The 15,354-nt window shown below is 68.5% G+C and carries 13 protein-coding genes and 1 tRNA gene; 8 read left to right on the forward strand and 6 right to left on the reverse strand.

Annotation, left to right across the window (positions count from 1 at the left end; all coding sequences use genetic code 11):
• Positions 1 to 79: 79 nt before the first annotated feature.
• Positions 80 to 1,837 carry a gamma-glutamyltransferase gene (gene ggt / locus ACO06P_RS16215; RefSeq protein ID WP_420346267.1) on the reverse strand — a complete coding sequence of 586 codons (1,758 nt, stop codon included), beginning with the start codon at positions 1,835 to 1,837 and terminating at the stop codon, positions 80 to 82.
• 194 nt (positions 1,838 to 2,031) lie between these two features.
• Positions 2,032 to 2,298: a hypothetical protein gene (locus ACO06P_RS16220; protein WP_420346268.1), complete on the reverse strand. Its 267-nt coding sequence runs from the start codon at positions 2,296 to 2,298 to the stop codon at positions 2,032 to 2,034.
• 350 nt (positions 2,299 to 2,648) lie between these two features.
• Between ACO06P_RS16220 and ACO06P_RS16225 the strand changes: the two genes are divergently transcribed.
• Positions 2,649 to 3,401 carry a cyclic nucleotide-binding domain-containing protein gene (locus tag ACO06P_RS16225; protein ID WP_420346269.1) on the forward strand — a complete coding sequence of 251 codons (753 nt, stop codon included), beginning with the start codon at positions 2,649 to 2,651 and terminating at the stop codon, positions 3,399 to 3,401.
• An 85-nt stretch (positions 3,402 to 3,486) separates the two neighbouring features.
• On the opposite strand, the gene gpt is transcribed toward ACO06P_RS16225, so the two are convergent.
• The 3 genes from gpt to ACO06P_RS16240 form a co-directional block, all read right to left on the reverse strand.
• Positions 3,487 to 3,963, reverse strand: a complete 477-nt coding sequence (gpt, locus tag ACO06P_RS16230; RefSeq protein WP_420346270.1) for a xanthine phosphoribosyltransferase — start codon at positions 3,961 to 3,963, stop codon at positions 3,487 to 3,489.
• Between the two features lie 154 nt (positions 3,964 to 4,117).
• Positions 4,118 to 4,597 (reverse strand): DUF4864 domain-containing protein, encoded by a 480-nt coding sequence (locus tag ACO06P_RS16235; protein ID WP_420346271.1) that lies wholly within the window; start codon positions 4,595 to 4,597, stop codon positions 4,118 to 4,120.
• Positions 4,598 to 4,730: 133 nt separating this feature from the next.
• A complete protein-coding gene (locus ACO06P_RS16240; protein ID WP_420346272.1) occupies positions 4,731 to 5,921 on the reverse strand; it encodes a hypothetical protein in 1,191 nt (396 codons plus the stop codon).
• 304 nt (positions 5,922 to 6,225) lie between these two features.
• Between ACO06P_RS16240 and ACO06P_RS16245 the strand changes: the two genes are divergently transcribed.
• A tRNA-Arg gene (locus tag ACO06P_RS16245) sits at positions 6,226 to 6,302 on the forward strand.
• Positions 6,303 to 6,549: 247 nt separating this feature from the next.
• Here the strand turns inward: ACO06P_RS16245 and ACO06P_RS16250 are convergent.
• A complete protein-coding gene (locus ACO06P_RS16250; RefSeq protein WP_420346273.1) occupies positions 6,550 to 8,034 on the reverse strand; it encodes an alpha/beta fold hydrolase in 1,485 nt (494 codons plus the stop codon).
• Positions 8,035 to 8,263: 229 nt separating this feature from the next.
• Here ACO06P_RS16250 and bchI point away from each other — a divergent pair, with 229 nt between their 5' ends.
• The 6 genes from bchI (at position 8,264) to ACO06P_RS16280 (ending at position 15,286) form a co-directional block, all read left to right on the forward strand.
• Positions 8,264 to 9,298, forward strand: a complete 1,035-nt coding sequence (gene bchI / locus ACO06P_RS16255; RefSeq protein WP_421935126.1) for a magnesium chelatase ATPase subunit I — start codon at positions 8,264 to 8,266, stop codon at positions 9,296 to 9,298.
• Positions 9,295 to 11,085, forward strand: coding sequence for a magnesium chelatase subunit D (locus ACO06P_RS16260; RefSeq protein WP_421935127.1), 1,791 nt, complete (start codon positions 9,295 to 9,297; stop codon positions 11,083 to 11,085). The genes bchI and ACO06P_RS16260 overlap by 4 nt, the downstream gene beginning before the upstream one ends.
• On the forward strand, positions 11,082 to 11,969 hold the full coding sequence (gene bchO / locus ACO06P_RS16265) for an alpha/beta fold hydrolase BchO (RefSeq protein WP_421935128.1): 888 nt from the start codon (positions 11,082 to 11,084) through the stop codon (positions 11,967 to 11,969). The genes ACO06P_RS16260 and bchO overlap by 4 nt, the downstream gene beginning before the upstream one ends.
• A 106-nt stretch (positions 11,970 to 12,075) precedes the next feature.
• Positions 12,076 to 13,620: a phytoene desaturase gene (locus ACO06P_RS16270; protein ID WP_421935129.1), complete on the forward strand. Its 1,545-nt coding sequence runs from the start codon at positions 12,076 to 12,078 to the stop codon at positions 13,618 to 13,620.
• Positions 13,601 to 14,716 carry a phytoene/squalene synthase family protein gene (locus ACO06P_RS16275; RefSeq protein WP_421935130.1) on the forward strand — a complete coding sequence of 372 codons (1,116 nt, stop codon included), beginning with the start codon at positions 13,601 to 13,603 and terminating at the stop codon, positions 14,714 to 14,716. Before ACO06P_RS16270 ends, ACO06P_RS16275 begins: the two co-directional genes overlap by 20 nt.
• An 81-nt stretch (positions 14,717 to 14,797) precedes the next feature.
• On the forward strand, positions 14,798 to 15,286 hold the full coding sequence (locus ACO06P_RS16280) for a TspO/MBR family protein (RefSeq protein ID WP_420346281.1): 489 nt from the start codon (positions 14,798 to 14,800) through the stop codon (positions 15,284 to 15,286).
• The last annotated feature ends 68 nt before the right edge of the window (positions 15,287 to 15,354 follow it).

A 15,354-nucleotide genomic window follows, 5' to 3' on the forward strand; every position in this document is an offset into this window, starting at 1 on the left:
GGTTGGGGTGGGGGTGCCAGCCTTTGCCGCGATCCACGGCGAAGCCAGGGAGTTCTACGGCCTCTGCTCCGGCGGCTGCCTACTCGCTCAGCACCACGCCTTCGCGGCGCGGATCGGCGCCGCCTTCCAGGCTGTCCCCGGTCAGGCGGATGCCGTGCAGGCCGGAGGTGAGGCCGCGGATATTGACTTCGTGGCCCAGCCCTTCGAGGGCCCGGGCCGCGCTTTCCAGGCCGCGCCCTTCCTCCAGGTCGGTGGCGCCGTTGCGGTTGACGAAGTTGGGCAGGTCGATGGCCTCCTGCATCGACAGGTTCCAGTCCAGCGCGCCGATGATCGACTTGGCGGTGTAGCCGATGATGCGGCTGCCGCCGGGCGAGCCGATGGCCATGACGAAGCGGCCCTCGCGGTCCAGCACCAGGGTCGGCGACATGGAGGAGCGCGGGCGCTTGCCGGCCTGCACCCGGTTGGCGACCGGCTGGCCGTCAACGGAGGGGCGGAAGGAAAAGTCGGTCAGCTCATTGTTCAGCAGGAAGCCGCCGGACATCAGCCGCGCGCCGAAGGCGCTCTCGATGGAGGCGGTCATGGAGACGGCATTTCCGTCCGCGTCCACCACGGAGAGGTGCGAGGTCGAGGGTGGGTTGAGCTGCTGCGGGCTGTGGGCCTGCTGCGCCGGCAGGCCCGGCTCCGCCGTGCCGAGGCTGCGGTCGGTCGAGATCAGCCGCGCGCGCTCGCGCAGATAGGTCCGGTCGAGCAGGGCCTCTACCGGCACGGCGACGAAGTCGCTGTCGGCCAGGAAGCGGTTGCGGTCGGCGAAGGCGAGGCGGCTGGCCTCGGCGACAAGGTGGATCGCCTCGGGCGAGGCCGGCTCCAGCGCCGCCAGGTCGCTCGGCTCCAGCAGGCTCAGGATCTGCAGCACTGCGACGCCGCCGGAGGTCGGCGGCGGCATGCCGCAGACCTGCCATTGGCGGTAAGGCGCGCAGAGCGGCGCGCGCTTCTTGGCTTCGTAGGTCGCCATGTCGGCGTAGCTGAGGAAGCCGGGGTTGCCGGCCGCCGCCCGCACCCGCTGCACCAGATCGATGGCGATCTGCCCTTTGTAGAAGGCATCGGCGCCCCCCTCGGCCACGGCGCGCAGGGTATCCGCGTAGGCCTGGTTGCGCAGCCGCGTGCCCACCGCAAGGGCCTGGCCCTGGCCGTCGTGGAAGTAGGCCTCGGTCTCGGGATAGCGCTTCAGGAAGCGGTCGCCGGCGATCAGGCCGTTCAGCCGCGGCGACACCGCGAAACCCTCTTCGGCCAGCGCGATGGCCGGGGCGAAGAGATCGGCCCAGGGCAGGCGCCCGTGCTCCTGGTGTGCCATCTCCAGCATGCGCAGCAGGCCCGGCGTTCCGACGGAACGGCCGCCGACCACCGCATCCCAGAAGGCCATGGGGTCGCCGTCGGCCTTGAGGAAGAGATCTTCTGCCACCTCCCGCGGTGCGGATTCGCGCCCGTCATAGGCGCTGACGCTGCGGTCCGCTGCGGCGTAGTGCAGCAGGAAGGCCCCGCCGCCGATGCCGGAGGACTGCGGCTCCACGAGGCCGAGCACCAGGGCCGTGGCGATGGCCGCATCGACGGCCGAGCCGCCCTGGCGCAGCATCGCCATCCCGGCCTCGGCTGCGAGCGGATTGGCCGCGGCGACCATGTGCTGCGGCTGTTCGACGGCGGTGGTCGTCTGCTCCGCCGGGGCGGCGCAGCCCGCGAGGCCCGGCAGCAGGGCGGCGAAGGCCAGCGCGGCGAGCGGGCGGAGGCGTCGGGTGCTGGTGGGGCAGGCGTTGGTGGGGCGGGCGTTGGCGCGGCGAAGCATGGCACGCTCCTCTCGAGTGTGGCGGTGAGGAAAGGCGGTCTGAAACCGCTTCGAGGTCGGTCGAGCCGCATTAGCATCCGACAGAGCGGCTGCAATTTCCAGTCGAAGCTTGGAGCCGGGCCCGCGCCTTGCCGGGTCCGCAAAGACTCGCTGCTCCTTGGCTCCGACGGGGCGGAGACTGCTCCGGTCGGGCTTTAGCTGGCGGCGGCCACCAGTTTGCACATCTGCAGGCCGCGAACGCAGTGGCCGCGTTCGTGGAAGATGTTGGTGATCCATCCACCGGCCTCGCGCACGTCGCTCTGCGGCAGGGAGGTGTGGATTGCGTAGCAGCCCTGCTGTTCGGCGATCCGCTCCATGGCGCGCAGCAGCGCCCGGGCGACGCTCGACTGGTCCATGATATCCATGGCGCAGAGATGATCGGCGAAGAGAACGGGGCCGTGCTGCAGATCGTGGACCGTCATGTAGGCGCCCAGACCGACAATGCAGGACTGCTCATTGTGTACGGATAGGATTCCAGTCCTGCTTGTCTCGTCCTGCCCTAATCGCATTGCTGCGAAGCTTCGCCAAGCTTCTATAGACGCCCCAGGTAGGGCCGCCTGAATCAAGGGATAGGCGCGGTCCACCTCGTTCTGGGCCAAAAGACTGACATTGAGTTTTCGCAAGATCGATAGCATCCTAAGGGCAGCCAAACATAAGAACCATGAGGTCGATTTCGGGATGGCGTCCTTGATCCATGTCATTGCCACAGCTCTTCAGGGTCGTGCGGCGCCCGTCGCGAATCGTTGCACACGTCGGGCGATGGAGTGGTGAGATGGCCGTATTCGATGTCAATCACGTAGGCAACCTTGCGCCCGCGGTTCCGCGCGAAGGCTCGGACCCCTCGCCGTGCAGCGCCTGCTCCATTCGCAATCTGACCATCTGTGCGCCGCTGAACGATATCGAGCAGACGCAGATGGCGGCCATCGTCACCAACATCGGGATCGAGGCCGGCACCCCGCTGTTCGACGAGGGCGAGCCTGCCGAGCATGTCTTCAACGTGACCGAGGGGACCTTGCGGGTTTACAAGCTGCTGCCGGACGGCCGCCGCCAGGTCACGGGTTTCCTCTTTGCCGGAGACTTTCTCGGGCTGGCCAACGACGAGAACTATGCCTACAGCGCCGAGGCGGTGACGCCGTGCAAGCTCTGCCGTTTCCCGCGCCCGAAGCTGGAAGTCCTGATGGAGCGCTTCCCCAAAGTGGAACAGCGGCTCCTGAACATTGCCAGCAACGAACTGGCGGCGGCGCAGGAGCAGATGCTGCTGCTCGGCCGCAAGACGGCGCGGGAGAAGATCGCGTCCTTCCTGCTGTTGCTGGCCCGGCGGGCGCGTCAGCGCGGCCAGCGCGAGTCGCCGGTCTCGGTGCCGATGAGCCGCACCGACATCGGTGACTTCCTCGGTCTGACGACGGAGACCGTCAGCCGCACCTTCACGCAGTTGAAGCAGCGCAGCCTGATCCGGCTGTTACCCAACAACGAAGTCGAACTGACGGACCGCGACGCTCTGGAAGACATCGCCGGCGGGTTTTAGGCTTCCTTTCAGGGATGCCGCGGCTCCCCTCAAACGGACCGGCTCGAAGCCCGGCTCCGAGAGTTCACGGGTGCGCTTCCGGTCGCTAGAGGCCGCGCGAGTTCTGGATGATCGGCGGGACCGACTGCAGTTCCGAATCCCAGGGGAAGAGGATCCAGGTGTCCTGACTGACCTCGGTGACGAAGGAATCCACCAGCGGGCGGCCGGCGGGTTTGGCGTAAACCGTCGCAAAGTGGGCCTTGGGCATCAACTCGCGCACCACCGAGGCGGTCTTTCCGGTGTCCACCAGGTCGTCGATGATCAGCCAGCCCTCGCTGTCGTGGCCGACCCCTTTCAGGACCTCAAGCTCGCCCTGGGTGTTGTCGTCGCGGTAGCTTACGATGCAGATGGTGTCGATCATCCGGAGATCCAGTTCGCGGGCGATGACGGCGGCCGGCACCAGTCCGCCGCGCGTGACGGCGGCGATGCCCTTGAACGGCCCCCTTTCCACCAGGCGCCACGCCAGGGCGCGCGAATCGCGATGCAGCTGATCCCAGGAAACGGGAAAGTTCTTCTGAACCATTGGTGGTCGATCCCCCTGTTGCACTGACCCGGCAGTCCGCGTGCCCGGCATCCGGTCCGGACCTGCGGCGGCCTTTATTGGACGTCGGGGGCGGCCTGTCAAATCTGCGCTTGGGGCCGGGTTCAGGGCTCCTGTGGCGGAGCCTTTTCGAACATCAGCTGGAGACTTCGCCGGTGCGGACCAGCTGCACGGCGGCGATCCGCCAGGAGCCGTCGGGCTGACGCTCCATGGTGTAGATCGCGATGACGGCGATGCCGTCGGGCCCGACGAAGCGCACCGCCTGTCCGGTGCGCCCGGACACCACGCGCGCGTCGAGAAACTCCACCGACTGCGGTCGATAGACCGCCATGTAGCCGCCGCGCACCATGGCCATGAAGTTTTCCGGTGTCCGGAACATGCGGCGCAGCTGCGGCGTGGCGAAGGAGAAGGCCCGCGCCCCGTCGTCGGCCTGGAAGGCGTCCAGCTGGGACTGGATCGTGTTCAGGATCGCGGCCTGGTCCGCGGCCGGCGGCGCGGCGGTGTCCTGCGCTTTGGCGGGCGGCGCGAGCCCGCCGGCCGCCAGGCAGAGCAGCAGGCCGAGGAAAAGAGAAAGGGCGGTTCGGCGCCCTGCCGGGTAGGGATAAGCAAGCAACATGGCGCCCCCTCTTGGTAACCCCAGTGAGACTAGGGCGATACCGCCGGGGGTCCAGCCCCGCCCATGCCAAAACGATGCGGGCAGCCGCGGGGCGGCCCGGGCAGACGCAGGCTATGCTTGCGAGACTGTGGCCTTAGCGCACGTAGACGTGGACTTCGCTGACCTGGACCTGGGCGCTGCTGGTGGCCGAGAGCGTCATGCGGTCGGCCGGCAGGCCCATGGAGGTGAGGGTCCGCAGCACGCCTTCGGCATTGCGCCGCGAACGGGTCGTGTCCAGGGCCACCTGGGCCGCGTCGCCGGCGCTGGGCGAAACCGCGACGATATCGAAGGCGGCGTTGGGGCGCCGTTCGAGAGCGGAGCCGACGACCGTGAAGAGCGCCTGCTCGTACTGCACGTCCGGATCGTCGAAGCGGATCACCGCCAGGGGCTGGCGCTGGCCGACCTGGCTGGCCGCGCCGCCGGCGGGGGCCGGAGCGGGCACGCCGTAGGAGCGGTTGGCGAGGCTGCCGCCGATGTATTCGCCGTTGTCGATGGCGACCTGCATGGCCGTCAGGTTCAGCCGCTCGTTGGCGAAGTAGTTCTGCGTGCGGGCGATGTCGTCGGTCAGCTCGTTCAACAGGCGGTCGATGATGACCACGGTCTTGTTGACCTCATCCTCCAAGACCGCGAGCTGGCGGTGGTCTTCTTCCACGGCGCCGCGCAGTTCAAAGGTCGTGCTCGTCGATTCCAGGAGGAAGGCCGCCAGAGAGGCGGTACCGGAGACCTGGCTGGCCAGGGTGTTCAGGGCGGCGATGGAGGCGCCGACCTGCTGCAGTTCCGACTGGGCCTGGTTCCACTGGGATACCAGTTCCGGGTTGCCGGGGGTGGTGCCGACCTGCAGGCGGGCGTTCATCGCCGCCTTCAGGGAGTGGTAGTTGCCGGCGAACTGACGGGCCGAGATCCGCAGGCCCTGAAGCTGGTCGTTCTCCGAGGAGAGATCCCCCTGCAGGCGCAGCAGATCGCCGCGCAGGCTCTCGATCTTCTTGCCGACGACGGTGCCGGTCGGGCGCATGTTGCTGACCGTCGGCGGACGGAACTGCGTGGTTCCCAGGATCTGCGGCGGCGGCGGCGAATTGGAGTCGGTGGCGGCCGGGGCAGCCGCGGGTTCGGCAGGCGCGGCCTCAGGCACCGCCGCGGTCTCGACGACAGGCTCGGACGCAGGCGCTTGGGCGCTGTCGCTCGCCGTGCTGCGGTCGTTCTGAGGCGCGGCGCAGGCCGCAGCCAGCATCAGCACGCCGGCGACGACAGCGGTCCGACGAAAGGGCAGGGATCGTCTTTTCGACATGGATATATCCGTACAGATTTACGGGACAGCCAAACCAAGTAAGTCCTTACAGATTAACCATGTAAGTCTTTACAGAGTATTGCTATCCCAGCCCCCCGGGGAAGTTCGCGAGATAGTAGAGGATGGATTCTGGGGGTACAAGGGCGATTTCCCGCGCTAAAGCTGTGGAAGAGCGGCGGTTTCCCGCAAGATTCCTTGGGTTTTGCACCGCGGTGAAGCGCTTGCAAGGAACCGGGGCTTCGAGTAATGTCCCGCCTCTTCGCGGTCCGCTTTGCGGCCCCGCCCCGCCGTTTTTGGCCCTCAAGCGCCCGTAGCTCAACTGGATAGAGCATCTGACTACGGATCAGAAGGTTGGGAGTTCGAATCTTCCCGGGCGCGCCATAACTTCCTGAAAAGCAGAATGAAAACGGGATGGGACGGCATTCGGCCCCCGCTCTTCCCGATTCGTTCCGCAGATCACAGCCGAACGGGCGCGATCAAACTGACCCGGGCAATCAGTCGGACAGCCCGGAGTCTCGAGGCGCCTGGTCGTCGGCGGTATCCCGTGATCGTCGGTGGTGTCCCGGTCGGCGACAAACGGATCGCTGGTTTGGAAATCCATTCACGGCGTTCGGTGCCGGGACGACCTTCAGGCCGCGACCAGCGGAAAGGTGACGCCCAGGGCCCAGGCGAGGATAAGGCCCAGCGCCAGGCCGGGGGCCATCGCTGTGCCGCTGCGTTGTCCGACCCAGCGGCCCATGAGGCCGAAGATCAGAAAGAACAGCACGAACACGGGCAGAACGATGATCAGGAAGAACAGGCGTTCGAAGTCGAGCGCGACGGCAATGCCGAGCGAGGCGAGGAAGGCCAGACGTGCTGCAAGGCGCCGCCACAGCCGGGCGTGGCCCGCCTCGGTGAGCACGCTGTCTGCCAGCATGAAGGGGACGGCCCCGAGCGCCAGCACGAGGATGACGGGAATGCGCTCCGCAGGGGGCAGGAAGCTCGCGGCATAGCGATCCAGCGCCAGGGCGAAAACGCCCAGCCCGAAGGCGACGAGGGCGGCGCTCGGGACGAGCGCCAGGCGCCCGAAACGGACGCCGCGCCAGGCAAGCAGCGCAAGCGCCATGAGGCCGTAGAGCAGAAGGTGGAGCACAAGATAGTCCGCCACCAGAACCGGAAGCACGCGCAGGTCCAAGGGGTAGAGCAGCAGCGGCGTCAACACCGCCGGCAGCACCGTTGCCACTGTGAACGTGCTTGCGATCGGCCGGTCCGGCGGGCGCCGGCCCTCAGGCAGCAGGCTGACCAGCGGCCAGGCGAGTGCGACGATGCTGCCCAAGAGCAGGGCGATCCAACCCCCGGTCGCCGCGACCGGGCCGCTGCTCTCGCGGCCGAAGGCGTCGTCGATCCAGGCGCGCGCTTCGCGCAGCGAGGTCGCACTGTAAAGCACCCCCACATGCTCGACCGTCGGTGACACCACGGCGCGCCGCAGGACTCCGTTCTCCGGGTCGCTGACGGTCTGCCCTTCCGCAGCGCCCGGATCGACGAGGCGGAGCGCCGCGAGCGCCACGCTGCGCAACCCTGGCTCCCAGGCGCCGGTGATCACCAGCAACCGCTGCGGCGCCTCTGCGCTCACCGCCTCGGAGAACATCGAAACGGCGACCACGGCGCGCACACGCGGGTCGGCGATGGCCTGGCGGACAATGATGTCGGTGGCCATGGAGTGGCCGAGCAAGGCGACGGGCTCTGCGGTGCGGCCCAACTGTTGCTGTGCGGCATCGATCACGGCCGCCGTCTCGGCGACCAGAAGCCGCGTCGTTCCGTCGATCTGTGTAATGTCTCCCGACATCGGCGCCGGATTGCGGCCGTGGCCCTGAAAGTCAAAGCTGACGGCGGTGTAGCCGGACTGTGCCAGGGTCAGGGCGAAAGCCTCCATGAGCTGGCGGGAGCCCGCGAAACCGTGGGCGATGACCACGATGGGCCCGTCGCTGTCCGGTTGCCGATAGACCGTGGCCGGGGTCTGCCCGGTGTGGAGCGGGACGATGGAGATTCCGTCCCGGGCGCTTTCGAGCTGCCAGAGGGAGAACAGGGCCAGTGCGGTTGCGACAACGCCGGTGATGCGTTGGATCAGAGTCACCCTACTCCCTCTCGCCTGTCTGCGCGCGAACCGCCGCCGCGGACCCTGCACCGACGTTCGCAGGGCTTCGGGCGCTGCGCCTGCGCACTGTCCAGATAGCCTGTCGCTTTCAACTGTCCAAACGATGTAACATGACTGGAGCAACTTTTTACAGAGGAAGGCCTGCTGGCGCGATGCCCCGATGGGAAACGAACAGACCCTTGCTTCTGACGGACGGCGGGGTCTGACAATGGCCGATCCTTATCCCTTCTCCGCCATCGTCGGCCAGGAAGAGATGAAGCTGGCCCTGCTGATTGCCGTCATCGATCCGTCGATCGGCGGGGTCCTGGTTTTCGGCCACCGCGGCACCGGCAAGTCAACGGCCGTGCGGGCGCTGGCCGCCCTTCTGCCGAAGATGCAGGTGGTGGCCGGCTGCCGCTATCACTGCGATCCGGAAGCGGATCCGCGGGCCTGCGCCGACGACTGCGGCCTCCGGCGCAACCGAAAATCTGCGGAGCTGAAAAGCAAGGCGGTGCCGGTGCCGGTGGTCGACCTGCCGCTCGGCGCGACCGAGGACCGGGTGGTCGGCGCGCTGGATCTGGAACGCGCGCTCACAGCCGGCGTAAAGGCCTTTGAACCCGGGCTCCTGGCCCTGGCGCACCGTGGTTTCCTCTACATCGACGAGGTCAACCTCCTGGAGGATCACCTGATCGACCTGCTGCTCGACGTCGCCGCCTCGGGAGAAAACGTGGTCGAGCGCGAAGGTCTCAGCGTCCGCCATGCCGCGCGCTTCGTTCTTATCGGCAGCGGCAATCCCGAGGAAGGCGAGCTGCGTCCGCAGCTGCTCGACCGCTTCGGCCTGTCGGTCGATGTCACCACGCCGGAAGACCTCGCCAGCCGTGTCGAGGTGGTGCGCCGCCGCGATGACTTCGAGCGCCACGCTGCCGCATTTCTCGCTAAGTGGAAGCGCAAGGACGGCCAACTGCGCCGCAAACTGACCACGGCGCGGCAGCGGCTCGACGACATTCAGGTGCCTGATGGCGCGCTGGAGCGGGTGGCCGAGCTTTGCATGAAGCTCGGGACCGACGGACTGCGCGGCGAGTTGACGATGATCCGCGCCGCGCGCGCTCTGGCCGCGCTGGAGGGGGCGAAAGTTCTCAACGACGACCATCTGCGGCGGGTCGCGCCTTCCGCGCTGCGCCATCGGCTGCGGCGCGATCCGCTGGACGAGGCGGGCTCCGGCGTTCGTGTGGAGCGGGCGTTGCAGGAGGTCTTCGGCGCATGACCGGGGTGGCGCCCGCGCCCTCACCCGCGTCTTCACCCGCACCCTGGGCGGATGCGGTCCTGGCCGCAGCGGCGCTCGCGGTCGATCCGGCGGGGCTCGGCGGTGCGGTGCTGCGCTCGCCGCCCTCGCCGCTGCGTGACCAGTGGCTGAAACTCCTGTGCCAGGGACAGCCGGCGGACGCGCCCTGGCGCCGAGTGCCGCTGCATGTCACCGACGGGCGCCTGTTCGGCGGGCTCGACCTGGCCGCGACCCTGCGGGCCGGCAAACCCTTGGCGGAACGCGGGCTGTTGGCGGAGTGCGACGGCGGCCTGCTGATCCTCGCCTCCGCCGAGCGTCTGTCCGCGGCGACGGCGGCACGTCTGACGGCGACGCTCGACCGCGGCATGGTCGCCGTCGAGCGTGACGGCACGACGGCCCGCCACCGCACCCGTTTCGGCATCGTGGCTCTCGACGAGGGGCTGGACGACTCAGAGGCCGTGCCGCCGGCGCTGGCGGACAGGCTGGCGTTGCATATCGATCTGAACGGCCTGCGCCGTGGCGATAGCCCGCAGAGTGTCTTTGCGCCAGAGGAGATCGCACGTGCGCGCCGGCGGCTCCGGGATGTGAAGGCCTCCGAAAGCGATGTCGAGCTGCTCTGTAGCGTCGCGCTCGCGCTCGGCACGGGGTCCTTGCGGGCCGAGGCGCTCGCACTGGGTTTCGCCCGCATTCATGCGGCGCTTCATGGCCGGCCTGCCGTGGCCAGGCCCGACTGCGAGGCCGCGGCCCGCCTGGTGCTGGCACCGCGGGCGAGCCGTCTGCCGTTACCCGATGATGAGCCCCCGGCCGCCGAGGAGAACCAGGCCGAAACTCCGCCGGAGGACGGCGAGGGTGAAGACAGGGGCAGCGACACGCCGCCCGAAGATCTGGTTCTGGCCGCGGCACAGGCGGCGATCCCGCCGCGCCTGCTGACCCAACTGCAATCGGCCGCCGGCCGCCCGCGCGGCCGAAGCGCCGCGGGCCGTGTCGGCGCCCTGCAGCTTGCCCGCCGCCGCGGGCGGCCGGTGGGGACGCGCCGCGGCGATCTTGCAGGCGGCAACCGCCTCAATCTCGTCGAAACGCTGCGGACGGCTGCCCCCTGGCAACCGCTGCGGCGGGACCGGCAGGACGGCGCGGAGGGGAACAGGCGCATGGAGGTGCGGCGGGACGACTTCCGCATCGTCCGCTTCAAGCAGCGCAGCGAGTCGGTCACGATCTTCGTGGTCGACGCGTCGGGGTCGGCGGCCCTGCACAGGCTGGCGGAAGCGAAGGGCGCCGTCGAGCTGCTGCTTGCGGATTGCTATGCGCGGCGCGATCAGGTTGCCCTGATCGCCTTTCGCGGGGGTGGCGCCGAGGTTCTGCTGCCGCCGACACGCTCGCTGGTGCGCGCCAAGCGGGAGCTTGCGGCCCTGCCCGGCGGCGGCGGCACGCCGCTGGCCGCCGGCCTCGATGCGGCGCGGGTGATGGCGGAGTCGGTCAACCGGCAGGGGCGCACGCCCAGCCTGGTGCTGCTCACCGATGGCCGCGCCAATGTATCGCGCGACGGCAGCGGCGGGCGCGCGCAGGCAGAGGACGACGCGCGGCACGCGGCGCGCAGACTCCGCGGCGCGGGGCTTGCCACCCTCTTCATCGATACCGGCCCGCGGGCCAATCCTTTCGCCCGGGATCTGGCGGCGGAGATGGGCGCGCGTTACCTGGCGTTGCCGCGCGCCGATGCCCGCAGCCTGTCCGCTGCGGTCCAGAACGCCGGCGCGGCGGAGGCCGTGTCATGAGCGACTGCCCGCTCTGGGAAGAGGATGGGCGGGATTGGCCAAACCGTGACAGCAGCCGCTTTGTCGAAGCCGGGGGGCTGGAATGGCACGTTCAGTGCCAGGGATCCGGGCCCGGTCTGCTGCTGCTGCACGGGACCGGCGCCTCGACCCATTCGTGGCGTGGCCTTCTGCCACTCCTGGCGGAACGCTTCTCCGTCGTGGCGCCCGATCTGCCGGGCCATGGCTTCAGCCAGACCGCGCCCTTCCACCGCATGTCCCTGACGGCGATGGCCCGGTCGGTCGAGACGCTGCTGAAGGCGCTGGAGGTCTCACCGGCCCTCGTGGCCGGACACTCGGCGGGTGCGGCGATCCTGGCGCGCATGTGTCTGGACGGACGGCTGGACGCCAAGGGCATGATCAGTCTCAACGGGGCTCTGCTGGCATTGCGCGGGCTTCCCGGCCGGGTCTTTTCGCCGGTCGCCCGGGCCTTGTCGCTGAGCGGCGCGGTGCCGCGGATCTTCTCCTTGGGCGCCGCGGACCCTTCGCTGGTGAACCGCCTGCTGCGTGAAACGGGCTCACGCATCGATACCGAGGGCGCGCGCCTCTATCGCCGCCTTGCGCGCAAGCCGGCCCACGTGGCCGCAGCCCTCGACATGATGGCGAACTGGAATCTGGAGCGCCTTGAGGACCAGCTGCCACAGCTTTCCGTCCCGCTGCTGCTGATCGTCGGCGCCCGCGACCGCAGCATACCGCCCGCCCAGGCGCAGCGCATCGGGGCGCTGGCCCCCCGGGCCGAGGTCGTTTCCATGTCGGGCCTGGGGCACTTGGCCCACGAGGAAGCGCCGGGGGAAACGGCCGCTCACATCGCAGACTTTGCAGAGCGGATGAAGGTGCTTCGCGGCTGATCTGCCGCTCCCGCGCCGGTCCTGCAGGGATTCTTTGGGGCTGCCGCTTCTGCGGCTGGCGTCAATCAAAAACAACATATATACTTGTCAACCAATGTTGACGGTTGTGAAAGAAAGCGGCGTCGGCCCGCGGGCGCCGGCCACCGCAGAGCCGGCCAAGGCGCCACAGAAGCCGCATGCGGTGGTGATTGGCAGTGGCTTCGGCGGTCTTGCTGCGGCGGTGCGTCTCGGCGCCCGCGGCTACCGGGTGACGGTGCTGGAGCGCTTGGACGCCCCGGGGGGGCGGGCCTATGTGTTCCGCCAGGACGGTTTCACCTTCGATGCCGGGCCGACCATCGTGACGGCGCCCTTTCTCTTTGAGGAACTCTGGCAGCTTTGCGGCCGCCGCATGGCCGACGATGTCGACCTCAGGCCGCTCGACCCGTTCTACCGGATCCGTTTCGACGACGGCGCGACCTTCGACTATTCCGGCGATCCTGCGGCCATGCGGGCGGCCATCGCCCGCGTCTCGCCCGATGACGTTGCCGGCTACGAGCGCTTCATGGCGGCCAGCGAGCGCCATTTCCGGATCGGCTTCGAGAAGCTGGGCGATGTCAGCTTCGGGTCCTGGACCGATATGGCTCGGGTGCTGCCGGACCTCGTGAAGTTGCAGGGCTATCGCAGCGTTTACAATCTGGTCGCCAAGTACATCCGTGACGAACGCCTGCGGCGGGTTTTCAGTTTTCACCCCCTTCTGATCGGCGGCGATCCCTTCAGCGCGACCTCGGTCTACAGCCTGATTGCCTTTCTCGAACGCCAGTGGGGCGTGCACTTCGCCATGGGCGGGACCGGCCGGCTGGTGGCCGGCCTCGTGGATCTGATCGCCGGGCAGGGCGGCCGCCTGCGTCTGGGCGCGGAGGTCAGCCGCATCCTTGTGAAGGGCCGGCGCGCCGTCGGCGTCGCCCTGGCATCCGGTGAGGTGATCCCCGCCGAGGTCGTCGTTTCCAACGCCGACACCGCCTGGACCTACCGCAACCTGCTGCCGGAGGAAGCGCGGCGACGCTGGAGCGACCGCCGGCTGGAACGCACGCGCTACTCCATGAGCCTCTTTCTCTGGTACTTCGGCACCAAACGGCGCTACGAAGACGTTCCTCACCACACCATCCTCATGGGACCGCGCTACCGCGGACTGATTGCCGATATCTTCAAGCGCAAGGTCCTGGCGGAGGATTTCAGCCTCTATCTGCATCGGCCCAGCGCCACCGATCCCTCTTTGGCGCCGCCGGGCTGCGATGCGTTCTACGTGCTGTCGCCGGTCCCGAACCTGGAGGCTGCGGTCGACTGGCGGGCGTCGGCGGAGCCATATCGCAAGCGTCTCGCGGCCTATCTCGACAGCACCCTGCTGCCGGGTCTGGAAGATTCCGTTGTGACCTCGCGGCTCATGACCCCGCTGGATTTCCAGGATCGTCTCCTGTCTTACCGGGGGGCGGCCTTCGGTATGGAACCGATCCTGACGCAGAGCGCCTGGTTCAGGCCGCACAACCGCAGCGAAGACATCGAACATCTCTACATCGTCGGTGCCGGCACCCACCCTGGGGCCGGACTGCCGGGCGTCCTGACCTCAGCCAAAGTTCTCGACAAGGTGGTTCCCGATGCAGCAGCCCTTGCCTGATCCTGACACCTCCGCTGCCGATCTCGCAGCCTGCCGTCAATTGCTGAGCGAAGGGTCCCGCTCGTTCTACGCTGCATCCCGCCTGCTGCCCGGTGACGTTCGGGACGACGCGATCGCGCTCTATGCGTTCTGCCGGACGGCGGATGATGCGGTCGATCTCGGGCAGGGCGGGCTTGAGACCCCGGCCGCGCTGCGGGCACGGCTGGAGCGCCTCTATGCGGGCCGTCCGGAAGACGATGCGGTGGACCGCGCCTTTGCGGCGATGGTGCGGCGCCGCGCCCTGCCGCGCGACCTTCCTTTGGCGCTCGTCGAGGGGCTGCATTGGGATGCCGAGGGCCGCCAGTATGAGACTCTGGCCGACCTGCAGGCCTATGCCGCGCGGGTTGCCGGCACGGTCGGTGCCATGATGACCGTCGTGATGGGCGTGCGCGATGCTGATGCCTTGGCGCGGGCCTGCGATCTGGGTGTGGCCATGCAGCTCACCAACATCGCCCGCGATGTCGGTGAGGACGCCAGGGCCGGTCGGCTCTACCTGCCCCGCCAGTGGCTGCGCGAAGCCGGCATCGATCCCGATGCCTGGCTCGCCGCGCCGCGGTTCTGCCCTGCACTCGCTTCGGTGATCGCCCGCCTGCTGGCGGCCGCGGAGCGGCTCTATGCAAGGGCCGAGTCCGGGATCGCCGCACTGCCCGCGGGCTGCCGTCCGGCAATTCTGGCAGCAAGCCTGATCTATGCGGAGATCGGCGTATGCGTTGCCCACAACGGCTTTGACAGCCTGTCCCAACGTGCGGTGGTGCCGGGCGCGCGCAAGCTGAGCCTGATGCTGAAGTCCCTGACAAGGACGGCGGGCCAAACGGTGCTGCCGCGCCGGGCCGCGCTGCGCCGTGCGCTCGCGCAGCCGGCGTTGGACCAGACCCGCTTTCTGGTTTGTGCGGTCGCGCCGCTTCCGGATGCGACGGCCGAGGCGGCCGCAGAGGCGCAGGTGGTGCTGCCGTGGTGGGATCTCAGTGCCCGCGTCTGCTGGATGATCGCGCTTTTCGAGCGGCTGGAGCGCAGCGACCGCGAGGTGGCGGCGACGCAGGCCGTTCGTCGGGCCTGACTGTGGCGTCGCGCGTGAGCGGGGCGGGCCGGTCCACAGGCGGCGTTGACGCCGGGCGTGGGCAGGCTAAGTGATAAGGCGATGGATGGTCCAAGCTACCTGACCCTGCTGCTGTTCATCGGCGCCTGCATGGCTGTCGCTACCAGCGGGATGTATTTCCGGCCCGGGGAGTGGTACCAGCGGCTCGAAAAGCCGTCCTGGCAGCCGCCCGGATGGCTGTTCGGCCCGGTCTGGATGATCCTCTACGCGATGATTGCGGTATCGGGCTGGCTGGTCTGGGCCGAGGCCGGCTGGGCCGGTGCGGCCCTGCCCTTGGCGATCTACGCCGCTCAGCAGCTTCTGAACTGGCTGTGGTCGGCGCTCTTCTTCGGCTTGAAGCGCATCGATCTTGCCCTTGCGGAGATGGCCCTGCTCTGGATCTCCATCGTGGCGATGATCGTCGCCTTCTATCCGATCCACTCCGGCGCCGCCCTCATGATGCTGCCCTATCTGGCCTGGGTCAGTTTTGCGATGCTGCTCAACTTCACGATCTGGCGGCTGAACGGTGCGCGCGGCGTCGCCTTGTCGTAGATGGTGGAATCATGACGGGCGGGATCATCAGCGGCGAACTGGCCGCCTTCCTGGAGATCACGCTTTTC

The organism is Pelagibius sp., from assembly GCF_965227505.1.
GTDB lineage: Bacteria > Pseudomonadota > Alphaproteobacteria > Kiloniellales > Kiloniellaceae > Pelagibius.

Excerpts from the sequence above, each read along its gene's own strand:
- ggt (WP_420346267.1), bottom strand. The coding sequence starts at position 1,837 with ATGCTTCGCCGCGCCAACGCCCGCCCCACCAACGCCTGCCCCACCAGC.
- ACO06P_RS16220 (WP_420346268.1), bottom strand. The coding sequence starts at position 2,298 with ATGACGGTCCACGATCTGCAGCACGGCCCCGTTCTCTTCGCCGATCAT.
- ACO06P_RS16225 (WP_420346269.1), top strand. The coding sequence starts at position 2,649 with ATGGCCGTATTCGATGTCAATCACGTAGGCAACCTTGCGCCCGCGGTT.
- gpt (WP_420346270.1), bottom strand. The coding sequence starts at position 3,963 with ATGGTTCAGAAGAACTTTCCCGTTTCCTGGGATCAGCTGCATCGCGAT.
- ACO06P_RS16235 (WP_420346271.1), bottom strand. The coding sequence starts at position 4,597 with ATGTTGCTTGCTTATCCCTACCCGGCAGGGCGCCGAACCGCCCTTTCT.
- ACO06P_RS16240 (WP_420346272.1), bottom strand. The coding sequence starts at position 5,921 with ATGTCGAAAAGACGATCCCTGCCCTTTCGTCGGACCGCTGTCGTCGCC.
- bchI (WP_421935126.1), top strand. The coding sequence starts at position 8,264 with ATGGCCGATCCTTATCCCTTCTCCGCCATCGTCGGCCAGGAAGAGATG.
- ACO06P_RS16260 (WP_421935127.1), top strand. The coding sequence starts at position 9,295 with ATGACCGGGGTGGCGCCCGCGCCCTCACCCGCGTCTTCACCCGCACCC.
- bchO (WP_421935128.1), top strand. The coding sequence starts at position 11,082 with ATGAGCGACTGCCCGCTCTGGGAAGAGGATGGGCGGGATTGGCCAAAC.
- ACO06P_RS16275 (WP_421935130.1), top strand. The coding sequence starts at position 13,601 with ATGCAGCAGCCCTTGCCTGATCCTGACACCTCCGCTGCCGATCTCGCA.
- ACO06P_RS16280 (WP_420346281.1), top strand. The coding sequence starts at position 14,798 with ATGGATGGTCCAAGCTACCTGACCCTGCTGCTGTTCATCGGCGCCTGC.